Origin of the sequence: Pseudomonas sp. CCOS 191 (assembly GCF_001007005.1) — a bacterium.
Lineage (GTDB): Bacteria > Pseudomonadota > Gammaproteobacteria > Pseudomonadales > Pseudomonadaceae > Aquipseudomonas > Aquipseudomonas soli.
Window position 1 is genome coordinate 2,868,196 of record NZ_LN847264.1, and the last position, 23,975, is coordinate 2,892,170.

Below are 23,975 nucleotides of genomic sequence, written 5' to 3' on the forward strand. Positions count from 1 at the left end.
TGGTCACGCAGTCTGGAATCGTCGATATGACGGGCCATGCGCCCGTGTTCGCCACATGTCCCTCCACGTGCGCCATCCCCCGGTCGCACGCTGTGCGCCTCACTGCTGCGCGCGCCCGCGCCGCGCCTGGCCCCTGATTTCCCCCTAATGACCGACCCGACCGGCAGGACGCCCGTCGTCCTGCGCGCAGCGAATAAAAACAATACTCACGGATGGCAGCCCGATGTTCGACACCCCCTCCACGCGCGGCATGGCCGGCGCGCAAGCCGCTGTTTTACCCGATAACTGGCACCACGACGCACCGTTCGACAGCGACCAGTGCGTGCATGGCCTGTTCGAAGCGCAGGTACGGCGGGCGCCGCAAGCCATCGCCGCGCGCTATGGCGAGGATGCGCTGAGCTATGGCGAGCTCAATGCCAGGGCCAACCGTCTGGCCCATCACCTGCGTGCCCAGGGTGTCGGCCCGGACGTGCGGGTCGGCCTGTGCGTCGAGCGATCGCTGGACATGCTGGTGGCCGTGCTCGCGGTGCTCAAGGCCGGGGGCGCCTACGTGCCGCTGGACCCCGCCTACCCGCAGGCGCGCCTGGCGCACATGCTGGCCGACAGCGCGCCGGCGGTGCTGCTTGGCCACGGCCGGGCACTGGCGTTGCTCGCTGGCCTGGAGCAGGCGGCGGTGGTGCTCAACCTGGACGAGGAGCACGCCTGGGCCGACCAGCCGGCCTTTGATCCCGACCCGCAGGCGATCGGCCTGACGCCCCGTCACCTGGCGTATGTGATCTATACCTCCGGCTCCACCGGCACCCCCAAGGGGGTGATGGTCGAGCATCGTGGCCTGGTTGCGTTGAGCGCCGCCTGGGGCCGCTTCTATGCCCTGCAGGCGCCGCTTAATCACCTGCAGATGGCCGGTTTTTCGTTCGACGTGTTCAGCGCCGACCTGATCCGCGCGCTGGGCTTTGGCGGCACCCTGGTGCTGTGTCCGCGTGACACGCTGATGGACCCGCCCGCGCTGTACCGCCTGCTGAGCGAAGCGCAGGTAGGCTTCGGCGACTTCGTGCCGGCGGTGCTCAACCCGCTGATGGACTGGGCCGAGGCGAACGGTCGCGACCTGTCGTTCCTGCGCACCGTGGTGTGCGGCTCGGACGTCTGGACCGCCCACAGTGCCCGCCAGCTGCGCCGCCTGTGCGGCGATCGGGTGCGGATCGTGCAGGCCTACGGCGTGACCGAGGCCAGTATCGACAGTACCTGCCACGAAGTACCGGCGCTCGATAGCGCCGAGGCCGTGCTGCCTATCGGTCGACCGTTGGCCAACTGCCGCGTCTACCTGCTCGACGCGCAGGGGCAGGCGAGCGAGGAGGGGGAGTTGTACCTCGGCGGCGTCGGTGTCGCGCGCGGCTATCTGAATCTGCCGCAGTTGAGCGCCGAACGCTTCATCGACAACCCCTATGTGGCAGGTGAGCGCCTGTACCGCACCGGCGACCTGGCGCGCCTGAACGCCGATGGCCAGCTCGAGTTTCTTGGCCGCGGCGACCAGCAGGCCAAGCTGCGCGGCCTGCGCCTGGAGCTGGGCGAAATCGAGGCACGCCTGGCGCAAGTGCCCGGCGTGCGGCAAAGCCTGGTACTGCTGCGCCAGGACCCACCGGGCGAGCCACGGCTGGTGGCCTACTACGCCGAGCAGCCGGGCGCCGGCTTGACCCCGGCGGTCCTGCGCGAACAGCTGGGTGCGCATCTGCCGGACTACATGCTGCCGAGCGCCTACGTGGCCATGCCGGCCTTGCCCCTGACCGCCAATGGCAAGTTCGACCGCAGCGGCCTGCCCGCACCGCAGGCCGGTGACTTCGAGCAAGCCCACTACCAGGCGCCGCAGGGCACGCTGGAAACCACCTTGGCGGCCATCTGGGCCGAGGTACTGGGCCTGGCGCGGGTTGGGCGCGACGACCACTTTTTCGCCCTTGGCGGCCATTCGCTGCTGGTCATGCGCGTCCTGGCCAGGGTGCGCCAGGACCTGGCCCGCGAAGTGGCGCCGGCGCTGCTGTTCGAAAACCCGCGGCTCAAGGACTTCGCCGAGCATCTCCAGGCCAGCCGGGACGAGGCACGCATGCCGATCATCGCGATCGAACGATCCGGCGCGCAAACGTTGTCGTCGGCCCAGCAGCGCTTGTGGTTTCTGGCCCAGCTGGAGGGCGGCAATGCCGCCTACCACATGCCGCTGAACCTGTGCATCAAGGGCCCGTTGCAGGTGACGGCACTGGTCGCGAGCCTGGACCGCCTGGTGGCCCGCCACGAAGCACTGCGCACCACCTTCGCCAGCATCGAGGGCGAGGGTCGCCAGCTCATCGGTACCGCGGACCAGGGCATGGCTTTCAGCCAGGTCGACCTGTACGGCCTGCCTGATGCGCAGTCGCGCCTGGAGGCGTTGATCGAAGAGGAGGGCGCAAGGCCCTTCGACCTGACCCAAGGGCCACTGATGCGTGCCTGCCTGGTACGCCTGGCGGTGGACGAGCATGTGCTGCTGCTGACCCAGCATCACATCATCTCCGATGGTTGGTCGGTAGGCGTGCTGACCCGTGACCTGGAGGCGCTATATGGCGCCGCCGTGCAAGGCCGCGAGGCCCTGTTGCCTGCGCTGGCGGTGCAATACGTGGACTATGCCGCCTGGCACCGGCAGTGGCTCGCCGGCGAGCGCCTGGACTGCCAACGCCGCTACTGGCGACAGGCGCTGGAAGGCGCGCCGGCGCTGTTGACGCTGCCGACCGACCACCCGCGCCCGGCCGTGCAGGACTATCGCGGCGGCTACGTGCCGCTGGTGCTGGACCGCGCCCTGACCGCACGCCTGAAGGCACTGTGCGCCGCCCAGGGCACCACGCTGTTCATGGCCCTGCTGGGCGCCTGGTCGCTGCTGCTGATGCGCCTGTCCGGCCAGGACGACGTGGTCATCGGCGTACCCTCGGCCAACCGCCCGGACCCGGCGCTGGACGGGCTGATCGGCTTCTTCGTCAACACCCTGGCCTTGCGCGTTACCCGCAGCGGCGCCCCTTCACTGACGCAATGGCTGCGCCAGGTCCGCCAGCTGACGTTGCAGGCCCAGGCCCACCAGGACCTGCCCTTCGAACAGGTGGTGGAACTGCTCAACCCGTCGCGCAGCCTGGCCTACAGCCCGTTGTTCCAGGTGCTGTTCGCCTGGGAGCAGGACCAGGGCCAGACCCTGGCCTTGCCGGGCCTTGAAGTCAGCACCGTGCCGGCGCGCCAGCGGGTGGCCAAGTTCGACCTGCAACTGGCGTTGAGCGAGCGCGATGGGGAGATCGTCGGCGGCCTGGAGTACGCCAGCGGGTTGTTCGAGCCCGCTACCGTGGCGCGCTTCGGCGAATACCTGCGCCGCCTGTTGCAGGCCATGGTCGATGAACCCGCGCAGTCGATCGCCACGCTCGAGCTGGTGGACGGCGCTGAGCGCGGGCAGGTCCTGGAGGCCTTCAACCGCACGGCCCGCGACACCGTCAGCCAGCCGGGCTGCATGGCGCGCCTGGAGGCAATGGCCCGGCGCGAGCCGGGTGCCGTGGCGCTGGTCGCTGACGGGCAGTCCCTGAGCTACGCCGAATTGAACCGCGCGGCCAACCGCCTGGCCCACCACCTGATCGCCCAGGGCGTCGGCCCCGAGCAGCGGGTCGGCCTGTGCCTGGAGCGCTCGGCGCAGATGGTGGTCGGCCTGCTGGCGATCCTCAAGGCGGGCGCGGCCTATGTGCCGTTCGATCCGGCCTATCCGGCCGAGCGTCTGGCCTTCATGCTCGCCGACGCCGCGCCAAGCCTGCTGTTGACCCAGGCCTCACTGTGCCCAGGCCTGCCGCAGGCGGTCGAGCTGCTGTGCCTGGACCGCGACGCGGCCCGCTGGGCCGGCTGCCCGGCCAGCGATCCGCAGGTGGTGGTCAGCCCGGCGAACCTCGGTTATGTGCTGTACACCTCCGGTTCGACCGGGCGGCCCAAGGGCGTGGCCCATAGCCGCCGCGCCCTGGACAACCTGATCGCCTGGCAACTGGACGACGACCCGGCGCCGCGCCGGGTGCTGCAGTTCGCCTCGCTGAACTTCGACGTGTCGTTCCAGGAGATCTGCAGCACCCTGTGCCAGGGCGGCACCCTGCTGCTGATGAGCGAAGCCGGGCGCAAGGACCTGGCCGCCCTGCGCCCGACCCTGATGGCCCAGGAGGCGGGGCGTGCCTTCCTGCCGTTCGCTGTGCTGCAACAGCTGGCCGCGCTGACCGAGGCCGGCGCTCCCGTGCCGGCTGGTGGGTGCGAGATCGTCACCGCTGGCGAGGCGCTGCAGGTCAACGATGCGCTGCGCCGGTTGGTCTGCGGGCTGGGTGGCGCGCGCCTGCGCAACCAGTACGGACCCACCGAGACCCATGTGGTCAGCCAGTTCAGCCTCGCCTGCGACGAGGCTGAACACTGGCCGGAACTGCCGCCGATCGGCAAGCCGATCGCCAATGCGCGGCTCTATGTGCTGGACGGCGACCTCAATCCGCTGCCGGTGGGGGTGTCCGGCGAGCTGTACATTGCCGGCGCCTGCCTGGCCCGCGGCTACCTCAACCGCAGCGCGGCGAGTGCCGAGCGCTTCCTGCCCGACCCGTTCGGCGCCGAGCCCGGCGCACGCATGTATCGCAGTGGCGACCTGGCGCGCTGGCAGGCCGACGGCAACCTCGAATACCTGGGCAGGGCGGACCAGCAGGTCAAGCTGCGCGGTTTCCGTATCGAACTGGGCGAGATCGACAGCCTGCTGCGCCAGCAACCGGGCGTGCGCGACGCTGCCGTGCTGTTGCGCGAGGACGTCGCCGGCGACCCACGCCTGGTGGCCTATGTGGTCGGCGAGCAAACGCCGCAGAGCCTGCGCGCCGCGTTGCAGCGCCAGTTGCCCGAGCACATGCTGCCCAGCGCCTGGGTCAGCCTGGAGCAACTGCCGCTGACCCGCAACGGCAAGCTCGACCGCCAGGCGTTGCCGGCACCCGAGCGCGGCGGCGCGGCGCATTTCGAAGCGCCACGCGATGACACCGAGCGCCGCATGGCGCAGGTCTGGGCCGAGGTGCTCAAGTGCGAGCGGGTCGGCATCCATGACAACTTCTTCGACCTGGGCGGGCATTCGCTGCTGGCCACGCGCCTGGTCTACGCGATCAACCAGCGCCTGGGCACGCAGCTGTCGCTGAGCAGCCTGTTCCAGGCGCCCGTGCTGATGGACCTGGCCGCCCAGGCCAAAGCCACGGCGCACGGGCAGGCCGCGTCCGAGGTTCAGGCACTGCGGCCCGATCCTGCGAGCCGTCACGCGCCATTCCCGCTCACCGATATCCAGCAGGCCTACTGGTTCGGCCGCGAAGCCAGCGTCAGCCTCGGCGGCGTCAGCGCCCACGGCTACGAGGAGCTGCGCATACCGGCGTTCGATGTGCCGCGTTTCGAGGCTGCGCTCAACCGCATGATCCAGCGCCACGACATGCTGCGGGTGGTGTTCCTCGGCGATGGCACCCAGCAGGTGCTGGAGCAGGTGCCGCGCTACAGCATGGCCGTGGACGATCTGCGTGGCCTGGGTGCAGAAGCGGCCAAGCAGGCCTTGCTGGCCACCCGCGAGCGTCAGTCGCACCAGGTGCTCGACGCCAGCCGCTGGCCGCTGTTCGACTTCAGCGTGTCGCTGCTCGACCATGGCATCAGCCACCTGCATATCAGCCTCGACGCGTTGGTGGTCGATGCCGCCAGCACGCAGATCCTCGCCCGCGAGCTGATGGGGTTCTATCACGACCCCGAGCTGGCGCTGCCCGAGCCGGGCGTGACCTTCCGCGACTATGTGCTGGCCGAGCGCCGGCTGCGCGCCGACCAGCGCTACGCGCAGGCCCTGGACTACTGGCGCGGGCGCATCGAGCACCTGGCCCCGGCCCCGGACCTGCCACGGGTATGCCAGCCGGAAAGCATCGCCAACCCGCACTTCACCCGGCGTGATCGCGACATGCCCGCGCCGCAGTGGGCCCAGCTCAAGGCCATGGCCCGGCGCTTCGGCGTCACCCCGTCGGTGATGCTGCTGACCGCGTTCAGCGAGGTGCTGGCGCTGTGGAGCCGGCAACCGCGCTTCACCCTCAGCCTGCCGTTGTTCAACCGCCTGCCGTTGCACCCGCAGGTGGACGCGATCATCGGCGATTTCACCTCCCTGGTGCTGCTGGAGGTGGCCATCGACGGCACCGCCAGCTTCACCGACAAGGCCCGCGCCGTGCAGGCACGCCTGTGGCAGGACATCGACCACTCGGTGGTCAGCGGCGTGCGCGTGCTGCGCGAATTGTCCCAGGCCCGCGGCGTGCAGCAGACGGCGATGCCGATCGTGTTCAACAGCACCCTGTCGGAAGCCGCACCGGAGCTGGCCGAGTTCAACCTGGCCGACGCCCTGGGCGCGACGCTGGAACACAGCATCACCCAGACCCCGCACGTGTGGCTCGACCACACCCTGCTCGAGCTCGAAGGCCGCCTGCTGTTCAACTGGGACAGCATCGACGCACTGTTCCCCGAAGGCATGGTCGGGCAGATGTTCGCCGCCTACAACGCGCTGCTCGATCGCCTGCTCGCCCCTGAAGCCTGGGCCGCCAGCACGCCGCAGTTGCTGCCCCAGGCGCGCCTGCCGCAAGCGCCAGCGGCGCCACGAGACCTGCCGTTGATGCACGCACTGTTCGAGCGCCAGGCCCTGGCCACGCCAGAAGCCGTCGCGGTGCTGGGTGCCCGTGAGCTCAGCTACGGCCAGCTGCGTCAGGAGGCCCGCCAACTGGCCGCGCAACTGCAAGCGCGCGGCGTGCAGCGCAATCGCCTGGTCGCGGTGGTGATGCAGCGTGGTTGGGAGCAGGTGGTGGCGACGCTGGCGATCCTGTATGCCGGCGGCGCCTACCTGCCGCTCGACCCGAACCTGCCCAAGGCGCGCTTGCAGCACATTCTCGAACGCGCCGAGGCCACCCTGGCGCTTACCCAACCCAGCCTGCTGGAGCAGGTGGCGTGGCCGGCGCAGATCACCGCGCTGACGGTCAGCGAGCAGGCGCACAGCCCGGCCGAAGCGCTGCGCGAAGTGGACGTGCGCCCTGATGACCTCGCCTACGTGATCTACACCTCTGGCTCCACCGGTACGCCCAAGGGCGTGGTGATCGACCACCAGGGCGCGGTCAACACCTTGCTCGATATCAACCGGCGCTTCGCCGTGGGCCCGCAGGACCGCGTGCTGGCCATTTCGTCGCTGAGCTTCGACCTGTCGGTATACGACTTCTTCGGCACCCTGGCGGCGGGCGCGGCGGTGGTGATGCTCGAGCCGCAGTTGAGCCTGGATCCTGCGCACTGGGCCGCCCTGGTCGAGGGTCATCGGGTGAGTGTGTGGAATTCGGTGCCGGCGCTGCTGGGCATGCTGGTCGAGTACCTGGAGAGCGAGGGCAGGGCGCTGCCGGCGAGCCTGCGCCTGGCCATGCTGTCCGGCGACTGGATCCCGCTGGCGTTGCCCGAACGCGCGCGGGCACTGCGCCCGGGGTTGCAGATGATGAGCCTGGGCGGGGCCACCGAGGCGTCGATCTGGTCGATCGGCTACCCAATCACCCAGGTCGATCCGGCGTGGCGCAGCATTCCCTACGGCAAGGCCCTGGATCACCAGCGTTTCCACGTGCTGGACGAGGCGTTGCAGGTGCGTCCGACCTGGGCCACCGGCCACCTGTACATCGGCGGCATTGGCCTGGCCAAGGGCTACTGGCGCGACGAGGCGCTGAGCGCCAGGAGCTTCTTCGACCACCCGCTGACCGGCGAGCGCCTGTACCGCACCGGCGATCTCGGGCGCCTGCTGCCCGACGGCAACATCGAGTTCCTCGGCCGCGACGACAACCAGGTCAAGGTCCAGGGCTATCGCATCGAGCTGGGCGAGATCGAGGCCGTGCTCAATCGCCACCCGGGCGTGCACAGCACGGTGGTGCGCATCCTCGGCGAGGCCCAGGCGCAAAAACGCCTGGCCGGCTACGTGCTCAAGGCCGATCCGGCGCTGCAGGCCGGCGACTTCGCCGGCTACCTGGCCGACAAGCTGCCGGCGTACATGCTGCCGTCATCGTTCACCTTCGTGGAGGCGTGGCCGCTGTCGGCCAACGGCAAGGTCGACAAGAGCCGCCTGCCCGAACCCGAGCAGGCGCCGGCCAGCGGCCCGCAGCTGCTGCTCGACGGCCCGCAGGAACAGCGACTGGTGGCAATCGTCGAGCAGGTACTGGGCCGGCCGGCCATCGCCGCCGATGCCAACCTGCTGAGCCTCGGCGCCACCTCCATCGACATCGTGCGTATCAGCAACGCGCTGTCCGGCGAGCTGGGCTTCCGTCCCCATGTGGCGCACCTGCTGGCGCAGCCGACCCTGCTCAACCTGCTGGCGCTGTACCGCCAGTGTCCCCAGCGTCACGAGGCGCCGAGGGCGCAGGTCGACGAGGTGCTGGACGATCCCCAGCAACGCGCACGCTTCAAGGCCGAGCAACGCGCACGGCGGCGTTTCGCCGACGATGCGCGGCAGGTGCCCCTGGGCGTACCGGACGATCCGGCCTTTATCCAGCGTTATCGCGACTACCGCTCGGTGCGTCATTACCTGGAGCAGCCGATCATCGCGCAGGCCTTTGCCGGGCTGCTGGCGATGCTGGCCCAGGGGCAGCTCGACGGCGAGGCGAAGTACCTGTTCCCCTCGGCCGGCGGCGCCTATCCGCTGCAGACCTACCTGTACATCAAGCCCGGGCGGGTGCTCGGGGTGCCCGGCGGCGCCTACTACCACGACCCGGTCGCTCATCGCCTGGTGGCCATGGGCGACGGTGCGCTGGATGCCGACACCTACGACTACTTCGTCAACCGGCCGGTCTACGAGGGCGCGGCGTTCGCGCTGTTCTTCGTTGCCGACCTGGCGGCGATCCGCCCGCTGTACGGTGACGGCAGCCGCGAATTCTGCCTGATCGAGGCCGGCGCCATGGCGCAGTTGCTGACCATGGCCGCGCCCGACCTGGGGCTGGGCCTGTGCGGCGTCGGTTCGGTGGAGGTGCGCCAGTTGGCCGGGTTGTTCGACCTTGGTGCCGACCATGTGCTGGTCTATTCGATGGTGGGCGGCCTGCGCGCAGCCCATGCAACGCCACCCACGCAGCCTGAGGTACTCGCCGTGACGGCGCAGGACGACAACGACATGGAGGAATTCGAAGTATGAACGCCCATCAACTGCTGGCGTTGTTCGACCGCCATGGCGTGGCCCTCGAAGTGGACGGCGACAAGCTGCGCTGCAAGGCGCCCAAGGGGTTTCTCGATGACGCCCTGATGGCCGCGCTGAAGACCCACAAGCAGGCGTTGATCGCCTTGCTCGCAGCGCCAGACGACAGCGCGCCGATCCCGCGTCGTCCGCACGGGCAGGTCGATTGCCCGCTGTCCTTCTCGCAGCGGCAGTTGTGGTTCCTCGACCAACTGGCGCCGGGCAACCCGTTCTACAACGTGCCCTCGGCGCTGCGGCTCAAGGGCCGGCTGGAGGCCGCCGTGCTGGAGCGAGCGCTGAACGTGCTGATCGAACGCCATGCCATGTTGCGCACCACCTTCGCCAGCGTCGATGGCGAGCCGCGCCAGGTAGTGCACGCGAGCCTGCCGCTGACCCTGGCCGTGCAGGACCTGAGCTACTTGCCCGAGGCGCTGCGCCAGGAGCGCCTGGCCGCCGCCGTCGAAGCCGAGGCCCGCGCGCCGTTCGACCTGGCCCAGGGCCCGCTGCTGCGCTCGACGCTGCTGCGCCTGGGCGAGGATGATCACGTGTGGCTGTACAGCGTGCACCATATCGTCGCCGACGGCTGGTCGATGGGGGTGATCCTGCACGAGGTCGCCAAGGCTTACGCCGAGCTGCTGCGCGGCGTGCCTGCGCGCCTTGCACCGCTGCCGATACAGTACGCCGACTACGCCTGCTGGCAGCGCCAACGCCTGGACGGCGCGGCGCTGCAGGGCCAGCTGGACTTCTGGCGGCGCACCCTGGCCGGTGCGCCGACCCTGCTGGAGATCCCCGGCGACCGCCCGCGCCCAGCCGTGCAGCGGTTCGTCGGCGCAACCTTCAGCTCGACACTGGGCGCCGACACCCTGGCCGAGCTCGACGCCTTGGCCCGGCATACCCAGGGCACGCGCTTCAATGTGCTGCTCGCCGCCCTGGACGTGCTGTTGTGGCGCTACAGCGGGCAGCGCGACCTGTGCGTGGGCACGCCATTCGCCAACCGCGGCAGGGCCGAGCTCGAACCCCTGGTCGGGCACTTCGTCAACACCCTGGTGATCCGCCAGCAACTCGACCCGGCGCAGACCTTCGCCGAACTGCTGCGCGAAGTGCGCGGCAACATGCTGCAAATCCACGCGCACCACGACGTGCCGTTCGACCTGGTGGTCGAGGCGCTCAACCCACCCCGTGACCCCGGCCATTCCCCGCTGTTCCAGGTGATGATGGTGGTGCAGAACACCCCGGGCGCCGCCGTCGCGTTGCCGGGCCTGGAACTGTCGCCTCACGGTACCGGCAGCGCCACCGCCAAGTTCGACCTGGCATTCGAGTGGAGCGAGCGCGACGGTGCCCTGCACCTGTTGGTCGAGTACAACACCGACCTGTTCGACCAGTGCACCATCGAGCGCCTCAGTGGCCACTATCGCCATCTGCTCGCCCAGGTGGCCGCCGATCCCAAGCGGCCCTTGCGCGAGCTGTCGTTGCTGGATACGGCCGAGCGCGAGCAGGTGCTGCACGGCTGGAACCGGCCGGCCCCGCTGCCGGCGCCGGTCGACTGCGTGCACCGCCTGGTCGAGGCGCAGGTGGCGCGCAACCCGCAGGCCTGCGCGGTGGTGTTCGAGGGCGAGGCGCTGAGCTATGCCGAACTCAATGCCCAGGCCAACCGCCTGGCGCGCCACCTGCGCACCCTGGGCGTCGGCCCGGATGTGCGCGTGGCGGTCTGCGTCGAGCGCTGCGCGGCATTGCCGGTGGCGCTGCTGGCGGTGCTCAAGGCCGGTGGCGCCTATGTGCCGCTGGACCCGGACTACCCGGTCGGGCGCCTGGGCCACATGCTGGGCGACAGCACCCCGGCGGTACTGCTGACCCTGGGCGCGGCCCGCGCCACCCTGGGCCAGGCCATGCAGGCCTCGGGCTGGGAGGCGCCGGTCCTCGACCTGCTGGCCGATGCCCCGTGCTGGGCGCACCTGGCCGCCGACAACCTGGCTGCCCATGAAGTGGGCGTGACCCCCGAGCATTTGGCCTACGTGATCTACACCTCGGGCACCACCGGCCTGCCCAAGGGCGTGATGGTCGCGCATCGCGGGCTGGGCAACCTGCTGCTGTGGTGCCTGGGCGTATGCGGCGAGGCCGGGGCGATGCTGCACAAGATCCCGTTCGGCTTCGACGCCTCGGCGTGGGAAACCTTCTGGCCACTGGCCACCGGCGGGCGCCTGGTGATCGCCCGGCCCGGCGGGCATCTGGAGCCCGGCTACCTGGCCCGGCTGGTCCGCGAGCAGGGCGTCACCGCGATGGTGTTCGTGCCGGCCATGCTGCAGCTGTTCCTGGAGGTGGAGGAGGCCAGCCTGTGCCACGGCCTGAGCGATGTGTTCTGCGGCGGCGGCGAGCTGTCGCCGGCCCTGGCGCGGCTGTTGCGCGCACGCCTGCCCAAGGCGCGGCTGCACAACGTCTACGGGCCGACCGAGACCACGGTCATCAACAGCATCTGGACCCTGGCGCCGGGTGACGCGGTGCCGGCCCTGCGCTTGCCGATCGGCCGGCCCATCGCCAACAACCGCTTCCATGTGCTCGACGACTTCGATGCGCCGGTGCCGCCCGGTGTCACCGGCCACCTGCACATTGGCGGCGTGGGCGTGGCCCGTGGCTACCTCGGGTTGCCCGCGCTGACCGCCGAACGCTTCATCGACAGCCCGTTCGTGCCCGGTGATCGCCTCTACCGCAGCGGCGACCTGGCCCGCTACCGCGCCGATGGGCAACTGGAGTTCCTGGGGCGCGACGACTTCCAGGTCAAGCTGCGCGGCGTGCGCCTGGAACTGAGCGAGGTCGAGGCGCGGCTGCAGGCTTTCCCCGGGATCACGGCCAGCGTGGTCCTGATGCTCGGCGAGCAGGCCGAGCACCAGCGCCTGGTGGCTTGCTGCGTGGCGCCCGCCAGGCCGGACGAACAGGCCGTGCGCGCGCACCTGGCCGACACCTTGCCCAGCGCCGTGCTGCCCAGCAGCTATCTGTGGCTCGACGCCATGCCGCTGACCGCCAACGGCAAGGTCGATCGCCTGGCGCTGGCCGAGCGCGCCGAACACGACCTGGCCGCGCGCCAGGTCAACCTCGGCAGCCCCCGCGACCATATCGAACTGACCCTCTACCAGATCTGGAAAGGCCTGCTGCTGGCCCCGCAGATCGGCATTCGCGACAACTTCTTCGCCGTCGGCGGCACCTCCATCGCCGCGGTGAAGATGGCCTACCAGATCGGCCAGGCCTTCGAGGTCGAGGTCCCGGCGCGGGTGGTACTCGGCCACCCGACCATCGAGGCCCTGGGCGGCTGGTTGCGAAACGGGGCCGCCACCCAAGGGGACAACGGCAACCTGATCACCTTCCGCCAGGGCGAGGGGCGGCACAACGTGGTGTGTATCCACCCGGCTGGCGGCACCGCGTTCTGCTACCTGTCGCTGGCCAAGGAGCTGCCCGAGGCGGTTGGTGTATACGGTGTGCAATCGCCGGGGCTCAACCCCGGCGAAGCCACCGAGCCCACGGTCGAGGCAATGGCCGATGCCTACCTGCGCCTGATCGAGCCCTTGACGCACGGCCCGCTGCTGCTCACCGGTCTGTCATTCGGCGGCCTGGTGGCCTACGAGATGGGCCGCCGTCTGCGCCTGGCCGGACACGGGCAGGTCAGCGTGGTCCTGCTCGACACCCAGGGTTCGGACGATCCGGCCTTCCGGGCGCAGATCGGTACCGTCGACATGGCCGAGTTCCGCGACAAGCTGGTGCGCTTCAACGGCATGTACCCCGGTATCGAGGACGCCCAGGTCGAGCGCTACTTCCACGTCTACAACCATAACCGCCTGGCCATGGCCGCCTACGCCTGCCCACCCCAGGCCGGGCGGGTGGTGCTGGTGCAGGCGCGGGAAGACATGGCTCGCGGGCAGTTGCGCGGGCTGCGGGCGTTCTGGCGGCGCCGCGCCGCTGATGGCTACCTGGCCACACTGGTGCAGGGCGGCCACTGGGACATGCTTGAAAGCGCCGAGATCCATCGGGTGTCACGCACCCTCCAGCGTGAACTGCAACGTTTCGACGCCCAGGAGGGCAAATGATGAGCATGCTCCAGGACACCGTGCTTGCGCGATTCGCCGCCCAGGTACAGCGCACCCCGCAAGCCCTGGCGGTGATCGATCAACAGGTGCGGCTGAGCTATGCACAGCTGGCCGGCGCCAGTGAACGCATCGCCCAGGGCTTGCAGGCGCGCGGCGTGCTGCCGGGCCAGGCGCTTGCGCTCTACCTGCCGCGTGGCTGGCAGGGGGTGGCGGCGCTGCTCGGCGCGCTCAAGGCCGGCGCCGTGGTGATGCCGCTGGACCGCGCCAGCCCCGGCGAGCGCCGGGCATTGATGCTGGCCGATGCCGACTGTGTCGGTGTGCTGAGCCTGGCGGATGCGCCCCAAGGGCTGCCGGGGCCGTGGGAGGCCAGTGTCGAGGCGCTGCTGGACTACCCCGAGCAACCGGCGCAGCCGTTGCCGCAGGCCTTCGCCGAGGTGATGTGCCTGTTCTATACCTCCGGCACCACCGGCCTGCCCAAGGGCGTGGAGGTGGGGGAGCGCGGCCTGCTGCGCCTGGCGCAGGCCGGCAGCTATATCGATATCCGCCCCGGCGACCGTTTTGCCTGCCTGTCCAACCCGGCCTTCGATGCCTGCAGCTTCGAGCTGTGGGCACCGCTGCTCAACGGGGGCTGCTGCGTGATGATCGCCGACCACGACCTGCTCGACGCCCGGCGCCTGGCCGAGGTGCTCGAGGCGCAGCGGGTCGACACCCTGTTCATCACGGTTTCGCTGTTCAATACCCTGAGCGCGGAGTACCCGGCCTGCTTCGCCAGCCTGCGCCAGGTGCTGACCGGCGGCGAGCAGGTCGGCGCCGTGGCGCTGCGCGCCTGGTACCAGGCCAATCCGCATAGCGCCTGCCGCTTGTTCAATGTGTACGGCCCCACCGAATGCACCACCTTCGCCCTGTGCCATGCAATCCCACGGGAGTTTGCCGGCGACAGCGTGCCCATCGGCCTGCCGTTGCCGGACACCGGCATCCAGGTGCTCGACGCAGAGCAGCAGCCGGTGGCACCGGGCGCGGTCGGCGAGCTGTACCTCAGCGGCAGCGGCGTGGCCCGTGGCTACCGCAACCGCCCCGAGGAGACCGCGCGCGGATTCGTGCTGCTGCCCACGGCGGATGGCGACTTGCAGAAGCACTACCGCACCGGCGACCTGGTGCGCATCAACGCGCAAGGGCTGGTCGAGTGCCTGGGGCGGGTGGACCGGCAGGTCAAAGTCCGCGGCTTCCGTATCGAGCCGGGCGAGGTGGAGCAGCGCCTGCGCGAACATCCCCAGGTGGCGCAGGCCTATGTCTGCAGCCGTCGGCAGGCCGCCGAGGACCACCAGTTGCTGGCCTTCCTCGTGCCACGCGGGACGCTGGACTACCGCGAGTTCGAGTCTTACCTGCGCAAGCATCTGGCGCCCTGGATGCGCCCGCAACAACTGTTCCAGGTGCCGCGCCTGCCGCTGACCGCCAACGGCAAGATCGACCAGGTCGAGTTGCTGGCCCAGGCCACCCGGCCTTGGCGCGCGCCAGCCGAGGCGGGCATGCAGTCGCCGCAACTGCACTGGCTGCTGGAGCAGGCCCGTGGACTGCTTGGCCAGGCCGCCTTGGGCGCCGGGGACGACTGGCTCGGCAGTGGCGGCGATTCGCTCAAGGCCATGCGCCTGCGTTCGGCGATCCGCAGCCACTGGCACCAGGAAATCGCCATCGGGACATTGCTCGAGGAGCCGTTCGCCGCATTGGCCATGCGCCTGGAGCACGGGCAGGGCGGGGCCACGGCCTATCCGCCCGCGCCAGCCCCCCATGGCAGCCAGGCCGGCCCGGCCAGCAGCGAACAGCGCCGCCTGTGGCTCGAACAGCAACGCTTGCCCGAATCGACCGCCTACAACGTGCCCATGGTGCTGCACCTGGCGCCGGGTGCGGACCCCGAGGCCCTCGCTGAAGCGCTGCGCCGCCTGGTGGCGCGCCATCCGGCGCTGCGTACCACGTTCGTGGCAGGCGCCGATGGCCCGCAGCAGGCGATCACCGAGTCGGCGGCTGTCTGTCGGCTCCTGGCTCCCGGCCAATTGTCCGAGGACACCTGGCCAGCCTTCGCCAGCCTGGTGTTCGACACCCCCTTCGACCTGGCCAGCCCGAGCTTGCTGCGCGCCTGGGTGGCGCCGCATGCCGACGGCAGTTGCCGCCTGCTGCTGAATCTGCACCACAGCATCACCGATGGCTGGTCGATGAACCTGCTGTTCGACGATCTGGCCAGCCTGTACCAGGACACCCTGCAGGGGCGCGACAGCCAGGCGCCGGCGCCGGCCCTGGACACCCTGGACTTTGCCCTGTGGCAGCGGCAATGGAGCGTCAGCCCGGCCTACCGTGAACAGCGGCGTGCCTTGGTGGCGTTGCACGCACGCCACGGCGAGGCGACCTCGCCGCGCCCGGCCAGGTATCCCGGCGATGCCCGGGGGCGCCTGTATCGCCAGCCACTGGGCGAACGGCGCAGCGCCGCCCTCGAACGCTTTTGCGCCGAGCAGCGCCTGACCCGCTTCGACGTCCTGTTCAGTGTCTTCGCCTGGAGCCTGCACGCGGTGGTCGGTTGCGAGCGCCCGCGGATCGCCAGCCCGGTGGCCAATCGGCCGCTGGCCGAGTTCGAGGCCAGTGTGGGCATGTTCGCCAACACCGTGCTGATCCCCACCGACCTGCGTGCCACGCAACCCCTCGGCGAGCAACTGCGCCGACAGACCGCCACCGTGCGTGAAGTGCTGGCCTTGCAGGACGTGGCCTTGGCCGATCTGGTCGAGGACCTGCGGCTGTCCTCGGGCCATAGCCTGTTCGATTACCTGTTCGTGCTGGAAAACACCGACTACGCCAAGCTCGCCGCCGCCCCGTTGCGGGCCAGCCTGGAGCCGTACGTGACGCCGCAGGCCAAGTGCCCGCTGAGCTTGCTGGTGGTGGGCGGAGACGGGCCGCTGGAATGCTGGTGGGAATACCAGTGCAGCCATTTCGAGGCCGAGGAGGTAGCCGCGCTGGACACGTTGCTGCACCAGGGCCTGGACCTGTTGCTGGCAGACCCCCGGGCGACCCTCGACACCCTGGTGGCGCCTTATCGGCAACGCCTGCCAGCGGCCAGCGAAGGCGCCGACGTTGGCCTGCCGTTCGTCACGCTGGCCGACTGGTTCGAGCATCAGGTGCAGGCAACCCCCAAGGCCACGGCGTTGGTGGCCGGACCGCGACAGCTGGACTACGCCGAACTGGATGCGCTGGCCGACACCCTGGCGGCGACCCTGGCCAGCCGCTACGCAGGCGCAGGCCCGTTGACCATGGTGCTGCTGCTGGCCCCGTCGGTGGAGCACGTGGTCGCCTTGCTCGCCCTGGCCAAGCTCAACATCACCGCCGTGCCGCTGGACCCGAGCTATCCGCTGACGGTACAGCGCCAGGTGCTGGCCCAGGCGCAAGCGTGCTGCGTGCTGTTCAGCACGGCCACGCAGGAGGCGTTGCAGGCGCTGGATGTCGACGCCAGCCGCTGCCAGCGGGTAAACCTCGACGCCGCGCCGGCAAGCCTGACGCGGCCCCGGCACCGTGGCGAGCGCCCGTTGTACACCCTGTTCACGTCGGGCTCGACCGGTACGCCCAAAGGCGTGCAGGTGACTGATCGCACCCTGTGCAACCTGTTGCACTGGCAGCGCAATGCCGGGCAGTTGCCGGCCCGTTCGGTGACCTTGCAGTTCTCCATGCTGTCGTTCGACGTGGCATTCCAGGAGTTGTTCGGCACCTTGTGCGGCGGGGGTTGCTACCATCTGATCGAGCCGCGCTGGCGCCAGGACGCCGAGGCGCTGCTGGGGTATCTGCAACAGGCGCGCATCGAACGGCTGTTCCTGCCCTGCGTGGCCTTGCAGCACCTGGCGCAGACCGCCGTGGCCCAGGGCATCTATCCTGCGTTCCTGCGCGAGGTGGTGACGGCCGGCGAACAGTTGTTGTGCAGCGAGGCATTGCGCACCTGGTTCGAAGGTCTGCCCAAGGCCAGCCTGTTCAACCACTATGGCCCCACCGAAACCCATGTGGTCAGCGCCTACCGGCTGCCGCCGGACGTGCGCGCCTGGCCGCTGCGCGCGCCGATCGGCCAGGCGGTCGACAATGCCCGGCTGTTGCTGGTCGACGCCCTGGACCGCCCGGTGCCCAGCGGCAGCCAGGGCTACCTGCTGGTGGCCGGGCCGATGGTTGCCCGCTGCTATCTGGGCGATGCCGCGCTCAACGCCGAACGTTTCGTCGAACTGCCCCAGGCCGAGGGTGGCCGCTGCCTGTACTACCGCACCGGCGACCTGGCCTGGGCCGACGCCGAGGGCTGCCTGCACTACGTGGGCCGTGACGACCAGCAGGTCAAGCTCAGCGGCCATCGCCTGGAACTCGGCCAGGTCGAGGCGGCATTGATGGCGGTGAGCGGCGTGGCCAACGCCGTGGTGACGGTACAGGGCGAGAATGCAAGCCTGGTCGCCTGGCTGCAGCTTGGTGGCACGCCGCCGACGGTACAGGCCCTCGACCAGCAGGTGGCGCGGCAGCTGCCGGCCCATGTGCGCATCGACCAGTACCGGCGCATCGACGACTGGCCGCGCACCCCCAGCGGCAAGATCGAGCGCAAGGCCCTGGTCGGGCAGGGTGAGCCCCTGGAACGCCGCCGCGTGGTGACGGGTGCGTCGAGCCCACTGGAGCTTGAACTGGCGACGCTGTTCCGCGAGGTGATCGGCCATGCCATCGAGCCGCAGCAGACTTTCTTCGAGGCCGGCGCCACCAGCCTCGGCTTGATGCGCCTGCAGGCGCGCTACAGCCAGGCGCTGAGTCGTGCCCCGAGCATGGCCGAGCTGTTCGAGCACGTGACGATCCGCCGCCTGGCCGCGCACCTGGCGCGTGACGCAGCCACCCCGGCGCAGCGTGCGCGTGCCAGCGATACCCGCGAGCAGCCGATGGCGATCATCGGCATGGCGGTCAACGTCGCCGGTGCCCGCGACCTTGGCGAGTTCTGGGCGATGGTCCAGGACAATGCGCTGGGTATCGAGCACTTCGCCGCTGCCGATGGCCTGGTCGGCGCCCGCAGCCAATTGCACGGCATGCTCGACTTCGATCCCGAGTACTTCGGCATCAGCCGCCAGGAGGCACGGCTGATGGACCCGCAGCAACGCCACCTGCTGATGGCCTGCGTGCAGGCCCTGCAGCACGCCGGCATCGTGCCGTCGAGCGAGGGCCCGCGCATCGGCCTGGTGGCCAGCTGTGGCGAGACCACCTACTTCCAGCAGATGCTGCGCGAGCAGGGCGCCGGCGAGTTGCCGGACGGCTTCCAGCTGGCCCTGCACCACGACAAGGACTTCCTCGCCACCAAGGCTGCCTACCACCTGGACTTCACCGGGCCGGCGCTGAGCGTGCAGGCCGCCTGCGGCAGCTCGCTGATCGGCGTGCACCTGGCCTGCAACCTGTTGCGCCAGGGCGACAGCGACCTGATGCTGGCGGCCGGGGTGCTGATCGACCCGACCCTGGCCGACGGTTACCGCCACCGTTCGCAGCACATCTTCTCCCGCGACGGGCTGTGCAGGCCCTTCAGCGAAGACGCCAGCGGCACCCTCGGCGCCAGCGGCTACGGGGTGGTGGTGCTCAAGCCACTGGCCCGCGCCCGCGCCGATGGCGACCGTATCTACGCGCTGGTGGAAGGCTCGGCGCTGAACAACGATGGCCGCGCCAAGATGAGCTACACCGCGCCGTCGGTGGCCGGGCAGGGCGCGGTGATCGCCCAGGCCCTGGACAAGGCCGGGGTGAGCGGCGGCGCCATCGGCTACGTCGAGGCCCATGGCACCGGCACCTTGCTCGGTGATCCGGTCGAGGTCGCCGCGCTGACCCAGGCATTCGGCGAGGCGCCGACGGGCAGTTGCGCGCTGGCCTCGGTGAAGAGCCAGGTCGGCCACCTGGGCGCGGCGGCAGGCGTGGTCGGGCTGATCCGCGCCACGCTGGCGGTGTACCACGGGGTGATCCCGCCCAACCTGGGCTTCTCCGCCATCAACCCACAGATCGACCTGGCGCGCTCGCCGTTCCATATCCCGACCACGGCGCAACCCTGGCCGCAGGGGCAGCGGCGCATGGCCGGGGTGAGCAGCTTCGGCATCGGCGGCACCAACGCTCATGTGATCGTCGGCGCGTTGCAGGCCGAGCCGCAGGTGCACGAAGCGGTGGCGCCACTGTTGCTGCTGTCGGCCCACAGCCGCACTGCCCTGGAGCGCGATATCAGCGTTGTCGGCGACTGGCTGCGGGCCAACCCCGGTGACGTGCCGGCGCTGTTGCGCCACCTGCAGGGCGGCCGTCGCCAGGGTCGCTGGCGTTTCGGGATGGTCTACCACGCAGGCAATGCCCTATCGCTGACGGCGGTGCGCGAGGTCAGTCCCTCGTCGGTCCGGCTGCTGGCCAGCGAGCATGCGCCCCAGGCCGTGCTGGCAGCCTGGTATGAGGGGGCGCAGATCCAGTGGCCGAGCCGTTCGGCGGCGCCGCCCTGGAACCTGCCGCCGTCCGCCTTCGACCTGGAAACCTACCGTTTCCAGGTGCACACCACGCCTGAGCGCAAGCCTCTGGCCGACTGGTTCCACCAGCGGCAATGGCAGCGTGTGCGGCGCCTGGCTACGGCAGCCGTGCACAAGGGCCAGCGGACGCTCGTGGTGTGTGCGCATGACGCCGCCGACGAAGGTGTGCTCGCGACCTTGGGCCAAGCCTGCCAGCGGGTCGTGCACGTGCGGGCGGGCAAGGGTTTCCGTCAGCTTGCCGCCGACCGTTTCGAACTGGACGTGTGCGACGCCCAGGCACTGGGCCGCCTGTTCGACGCATTGCCAGGGGCGTTGGACTGGCTGCACGCCTTGCCGCTGTCGGTGAGCGGCGCGGTCGACGAGCGCAGCCTGGCGACGGCGCAATGGGCCTGCCTGGATACACCCGGCAGCCTGCTGCAGGCCTGGGGCCAGGCGCCGCGTGACGCCAGCCTGCGCCTGTGGCTGCTGTCCTGGCAGGCGTGCCCGGTGCAGGGCGCGGTGGCACGGCCGGAGTTGGCGGCCCTGGCGGGGGTGACCGAAGTCGCGCCCCAGGAATACCCGCTGCGCTGCCATTGGCTGGACCTCCCGAGCCCAGCGCTGGGCGCGCACGCCAGCGCCCTGGCCACCTTGCTGGGCGAGCCCGAGGCGTTGCCCCGGCGCCTGGCCCTGCGCGACGGCTACCTGTGGCAACCGCGGCTGGTGCCCAGCCCGCTGCCGGCGGCCACGGCGCCAAGCCTTGCGCACACTGGCACGTTCCTGATCCTCGGTGCCGGCGGCATCGGCCGTACCCTGTGCCAGCACCTGCTGCGCGCCGAGGGGCGGCGCGTGGTGCTGCTGTCGCGTTCGCCGACGGTGGACATGGATCACCCACAGGTCGACTGGGTGCAGGCCGACCTCGCCGACCTGACGCGTTGGCCCCAGGTACTCGAGGACCTGGCCTGCCGCTACAGGCACTTCGACGGGGTGATCCACGCCGCAGGGGTCGGTGCCGGTAGCCTGATCCGGCATCGCGACGCCCGGGAGATGGCCACCGCCATGGCCGCCAAGACCCGTGGCCTGCTCGCCGTGGAGGCGCTGATCGCACGGATGACGCCCGGCTTCGTGCTGTACTGCTCGTCCATGTCGGCACTGTTCGGTGGCGTGGGGCACCTGGACTACGCCGCGGCGAGCGGCGTGCTCGACGGTTTTGCCCATTACCGCGCAACGGCCGACGAAGGCTGCCTGCGCCTGGGCATCAACTGGGATATCTGGCGCGACACCGGCATGGCCACCCGCACCCATGGCAGCGACGCCGCGCACCAGCAGCACCTCAAGGTCGGGGTGTCGGCGGCGGAAGGCTGCGAGGTGTTCGAGCGAGCCATGGCTGCGCAGTTGCCCCAGCTGCTGGTCTCGACCACGTCACTGGGAACCGCCCGGCGCTTCTATCCTGTGCGTCATGGCGTGGCGGCGGCGCAACCCCAAGGCGTGGTGCAGGCGAGCGGGAGCGACCTGGCCGCGCGCCTGCGTGGCTGTCTGTGCCAGTGGTTGGGCGTGGACGCGCTGGTGGACGATGCATCGCTGTACGACCTGGGCGCTGACTCGCTGACCTTGCTCGACCTGATCGATGAATTGCAGGGCGCCACCGGCCAGGTCGTGCAGTTGTCGCAGTTCAGCCCGCAGGTCAGCCTGGGCGAGGTGCTGGCCCTGGTTGCCGACGAGCCGGGGCAGACCAAGGATGATGGCGACCCATGGCGCCAGGCGCTGCGCATCGACCCCTGGCAGCAGGGGGGCGGCCGTCAATGGTTGTACCTGATCCACCCGGTCGGCGGTGACGTCCAGGCCTACCGCGAGCTGGCCACGGCGCTGCACCCGGACCTTTGCGTGCGGGTGATCGCCGACCCGGTACTGAGCCAGCCGGCGCTGCCCAACCTCTCGCTGCAGGCTCGTGCGCAGCTGTACCTGGAAGCGATTCAGGCCGAACTGCCAGCCGGTGCACGCTGGAGCCTGCTGGGCTGGTCCTTCGGCGCCTGGGTGGCCCAGGCCCTGTGCGCCCTGGCCGTTGAAGCCGGGCGCGAGGCGCCGACGCTGTACCTGGTCGATCCACCCGCGCCGGATGCCGGCACCGAGTTGCAGCAGATCGACGAGGCGCAGATCCAGCAGGTGTTCGAACGGGAGTTCGCCCAGCGCAATGGCGAGGCGGACGGCGCGCGCTATCTGGAGCGCCTGGTGGCCTGCTGTCGCAACAACCTGGCGAGCATGCTGGGGCACGTGCCGCCGATGCTGGCGGACACGCCCGGGCGGCTGTTCATCGCCACGCGGCCCAACCCCTACGGCATCGGCAGCGGCTGGCAGGCGCAGGACCTGCGCCAGGCCTGGCAGGCATTGCTGCCGGGCCTGAGCGACTGGGCGGCGCTGGATACCGATCACTATGGCATCGTCGCCGGCCCCTGGGCCCGGCAGATCGCCGAGGCGATCAATGCCGACCTGCAAGCGCAGGGGGAGGCTACCCATGCTGGCTGAACAGATCACGCCACCTGTGTGGCTCAGCCCATTGCTCCGGGTGTTGCAGACCGGGCCATTGCCACTGCCGCTGGAGCGGCAGGCGTGCTGGCGCCTGCTGCACCGGTGGCAGGCCGAGGTGGTGTTGCCGCTGCTCGCCGAGGCACTGCCCGAGCACGTCCAGGCGCTGCTCACGCTGCAACGCCTGCACCAACGCGCCGGCCTGGGGCTGCGCGGGCGTGTCGGTGAGTGGCGCGCCGCGCTCAGGCCGGTACTGTTGCCCGCGTTTCGCCGGGCCTATGACGCCGAAGCGGCCTACGCCCAGGCCTATGAGAGCGCCCTGGACTACGGCCAGGCGCCGAGCAACCAGGCGATGATCGCCGGCCAGTTCGGTGACGCCGAGGCTTTCGCCCGGTACTACGCGCAATTGAGCACCGAGGCCAATGCCCAGGCCTTCGCCACGGCCAATGCAGCGGCCAGCAGCGAGGTCGCCGCCCGCGCCTATGCCAACGCTGACGAACAGGCGTGCGCCAGTGTCGTCGGCGCCTTGGCGCGGGTCTGCAGCTGGGCCTGCGCGACCTCGACCGAGCAGCGCATGGCGCCGGCCACGCACCTGGCGGCGGGGCTGCAGCGCCTGGCGAGCCAAACCCATCAACACGCATCAGGGAGGGAAGCATGGATCAACACGGATTGAACGCCATCGAACGGATTGCCGGCGCCCAGCGCACGCCGTACCGCAGCATCAGCGTGGAACGGCTGACGCCGATCATCGGTGCCGAGATCGCAGGGGTCGATTTGTCGCGCGACTTGCCGCCGGCGCAGTTGCTGGAGATCCGCCGGGCGTTCCTGGAAAACCACGTGCTGGTGTTTCGCGACCAGCAGCTCAGCATCGAGCAGCACAAGGCCTTCGGCCGCCTGTTCGGCGAGCTGCGCGCCTTGCCGCTGGAAGACATCGACGGCGACGACCCGGAGCTGGTGGTGATTCGCGCCAATGCGCAGTCGCGCTTCGTCGCGGGCGAGACCTGGCATACCGACGGCACCGCCGACCTGGAGCCGTCCATGGGCTCGATGCTGTACGTGAAGGAAACCCCGGCCATCGCCACGGGCGGCGACACCCTGTTCGCCAACATGCACCTGGCATTGGAGATGCTGTCGCCGGCCATGCAGGCATTTCTCGGCACCCTGACCGCCATCCATGACGGCGAGATCCCGTGGAAGGGCTACACGCCGCCGCCCGGCCTGCCCAAGACCGAGCACCCGGTGGTGGTGCGCCACCCCGAGACCGGGCGGCCTTCGCTGTTCGTCAACTCGGGCTTCACCTCGCATATCGTGCAGCTGGCGGCCGGCGAGAGCCAGGTGCTGTTGAACATGCTGTTCGACCTGGTGGCCCGGGAGCCGGTGCTCAGTTGCCGGGTACGCTGGGCGCCGGGGACCCTGGTGTTCTGGGACAACCGCTGCACCCAGCACCATGCGGTGTGGGATTACTTCCCGCATTCACGCTATGGCGAGCGGGTGACGATTCTTGGCGGGCGGCCGCGGGGGTAGGAGGTGTCCGTCGTTGCCCTTGCAGCGGCTATGAGATCGAGCACCGCCCGCGCGGCGCATCGCGGATGAATCCGCTCCTACATTCGTTGCAACGTACCGAACCTGTCAGGCCATGGT

General features: G+C 70.1%; 5 protein-coding genes. All 5 read left to right on the top strand.

Annotation, left to right across the window (positions count from 1 at the left end; all coding sequences use genetic code 11):
* Positions 1-223 precede the first annotated feature (223 nt).
* Genes CCOS191_RS12785 through CCOS191_RS12805 form a run of 5 tightly spaced genes read left to right on the top strand, consistent with a single transcriptional unit; the run spans position 224 to position 23,858 of the window.
* Positions 224-9,199: a non-ribosomal peptide synthetase gene (locus CCOS191_RS12785; RefSeq protein WP_046855524.1), complete on the top strand. Its 8,976-nt coding sequence runs from the start codon at positions 224-226 to the stop codon at positions 9,197-9,199.
* Positions 9,196-13,311: a non-ribosomal peptide synthetase gene (locus CCOS191_RS12790; protein ID WP_046855525.1), complete on the top strand. Its 4,116-nt coding sequence runs from the start codon at positions 9,196-9,198 to the stop codon at positions 13,309-13,311. Before CCOS191_RS12785 ends, CCOS191_RS12790 begins: the two co-directional genes overlap by 4 nt.
* Positions 13,308-22,334 carry a non-ribosomal peptide synthetase gene (locus CCOS191_RS12795; RefSeq protein ID WP_046855526.1) on the top strand — a complete coding sequence of 3,009 codons (9,027 nt, stop codon included), beginning with the start codon at positions 13,308-13,310 and terminating at the stop codon, positions 22,332-22,334. Before CCOS191_RS12790 ends, CCOS191_RS12795 begins: the two co-directional genes overlap by 4 nt.
* Positions 22,324-23,007: a hypothetical protein gene (locus tag CCOS191_RS12800; protein ID WP_046855527.1), complete on the top strand. Its 684-nt coding sequence runs from the start codon at positions 22,324-22,326 to the stop codon at positions 23,005-23,007. The genes CCOS191_RS12795 and CCOS191_RS12800 overlap by 11 nt, the downstream gene beginning before the upstream one ends.
* A complete protein-coding gene (locus tag CCOS191_RS12805; RefSeq protein WP_046855528.1) occupies positions 22,989-23,858 on the top strand; it encodes a TauD/TfdA dioxygenase family protein in 870 nt (289 codons plus the stop codon). The genes CCOS191_RS12800 and CCOS191_RS12805 overlap by 19 nt, the downstream gene beginning before the upstream one ends.
* Positions 23,859-23,975 lie beyond the last annotated feature (117 nt).

What these genes read in the sequence shown, in the direction of transcription:
- CCOS191_RS12785 (WP_046855524.1), top strand. Translation starts at nt 224, where the DNA reads ATGTTCGACACCCCCTCCACGCGCGGCATGGCCGGCGCGCAAGCCGCT.
- CCOS191_RS12790 (WP_046855525.1), top strand. Translation starts at nt 9,196, where the DNA reads ATGAACGCCCATCAACTGCTGGCGTTGTTCGACCGCCATGGCGTGGCC.
- CCOS191_RS12795 (WP_046855526.1), top strand. Translation starts at nt 13,308, where the DNA reads ATGATGAGCATGCTCCAGGACACCGTGCTTGCGCGATTCGCCGCCCAG.
- CCOS191_RS12800 (WP_046855527.1), top strand. Translation starts at nt 22,324, where the DNA reads ATGCTGGCTGAACAGATCACGCCACCTGTGTGGCTCAGCCCATTGCTC.
- CCOS191_RS12805 (WP_046855528.1), top strand. Translation starts at nt 22,989, where the DNA reads ATGGATCAACACGGATTGAACGCCATCGAACGGATTGCCGGCGCCCAG.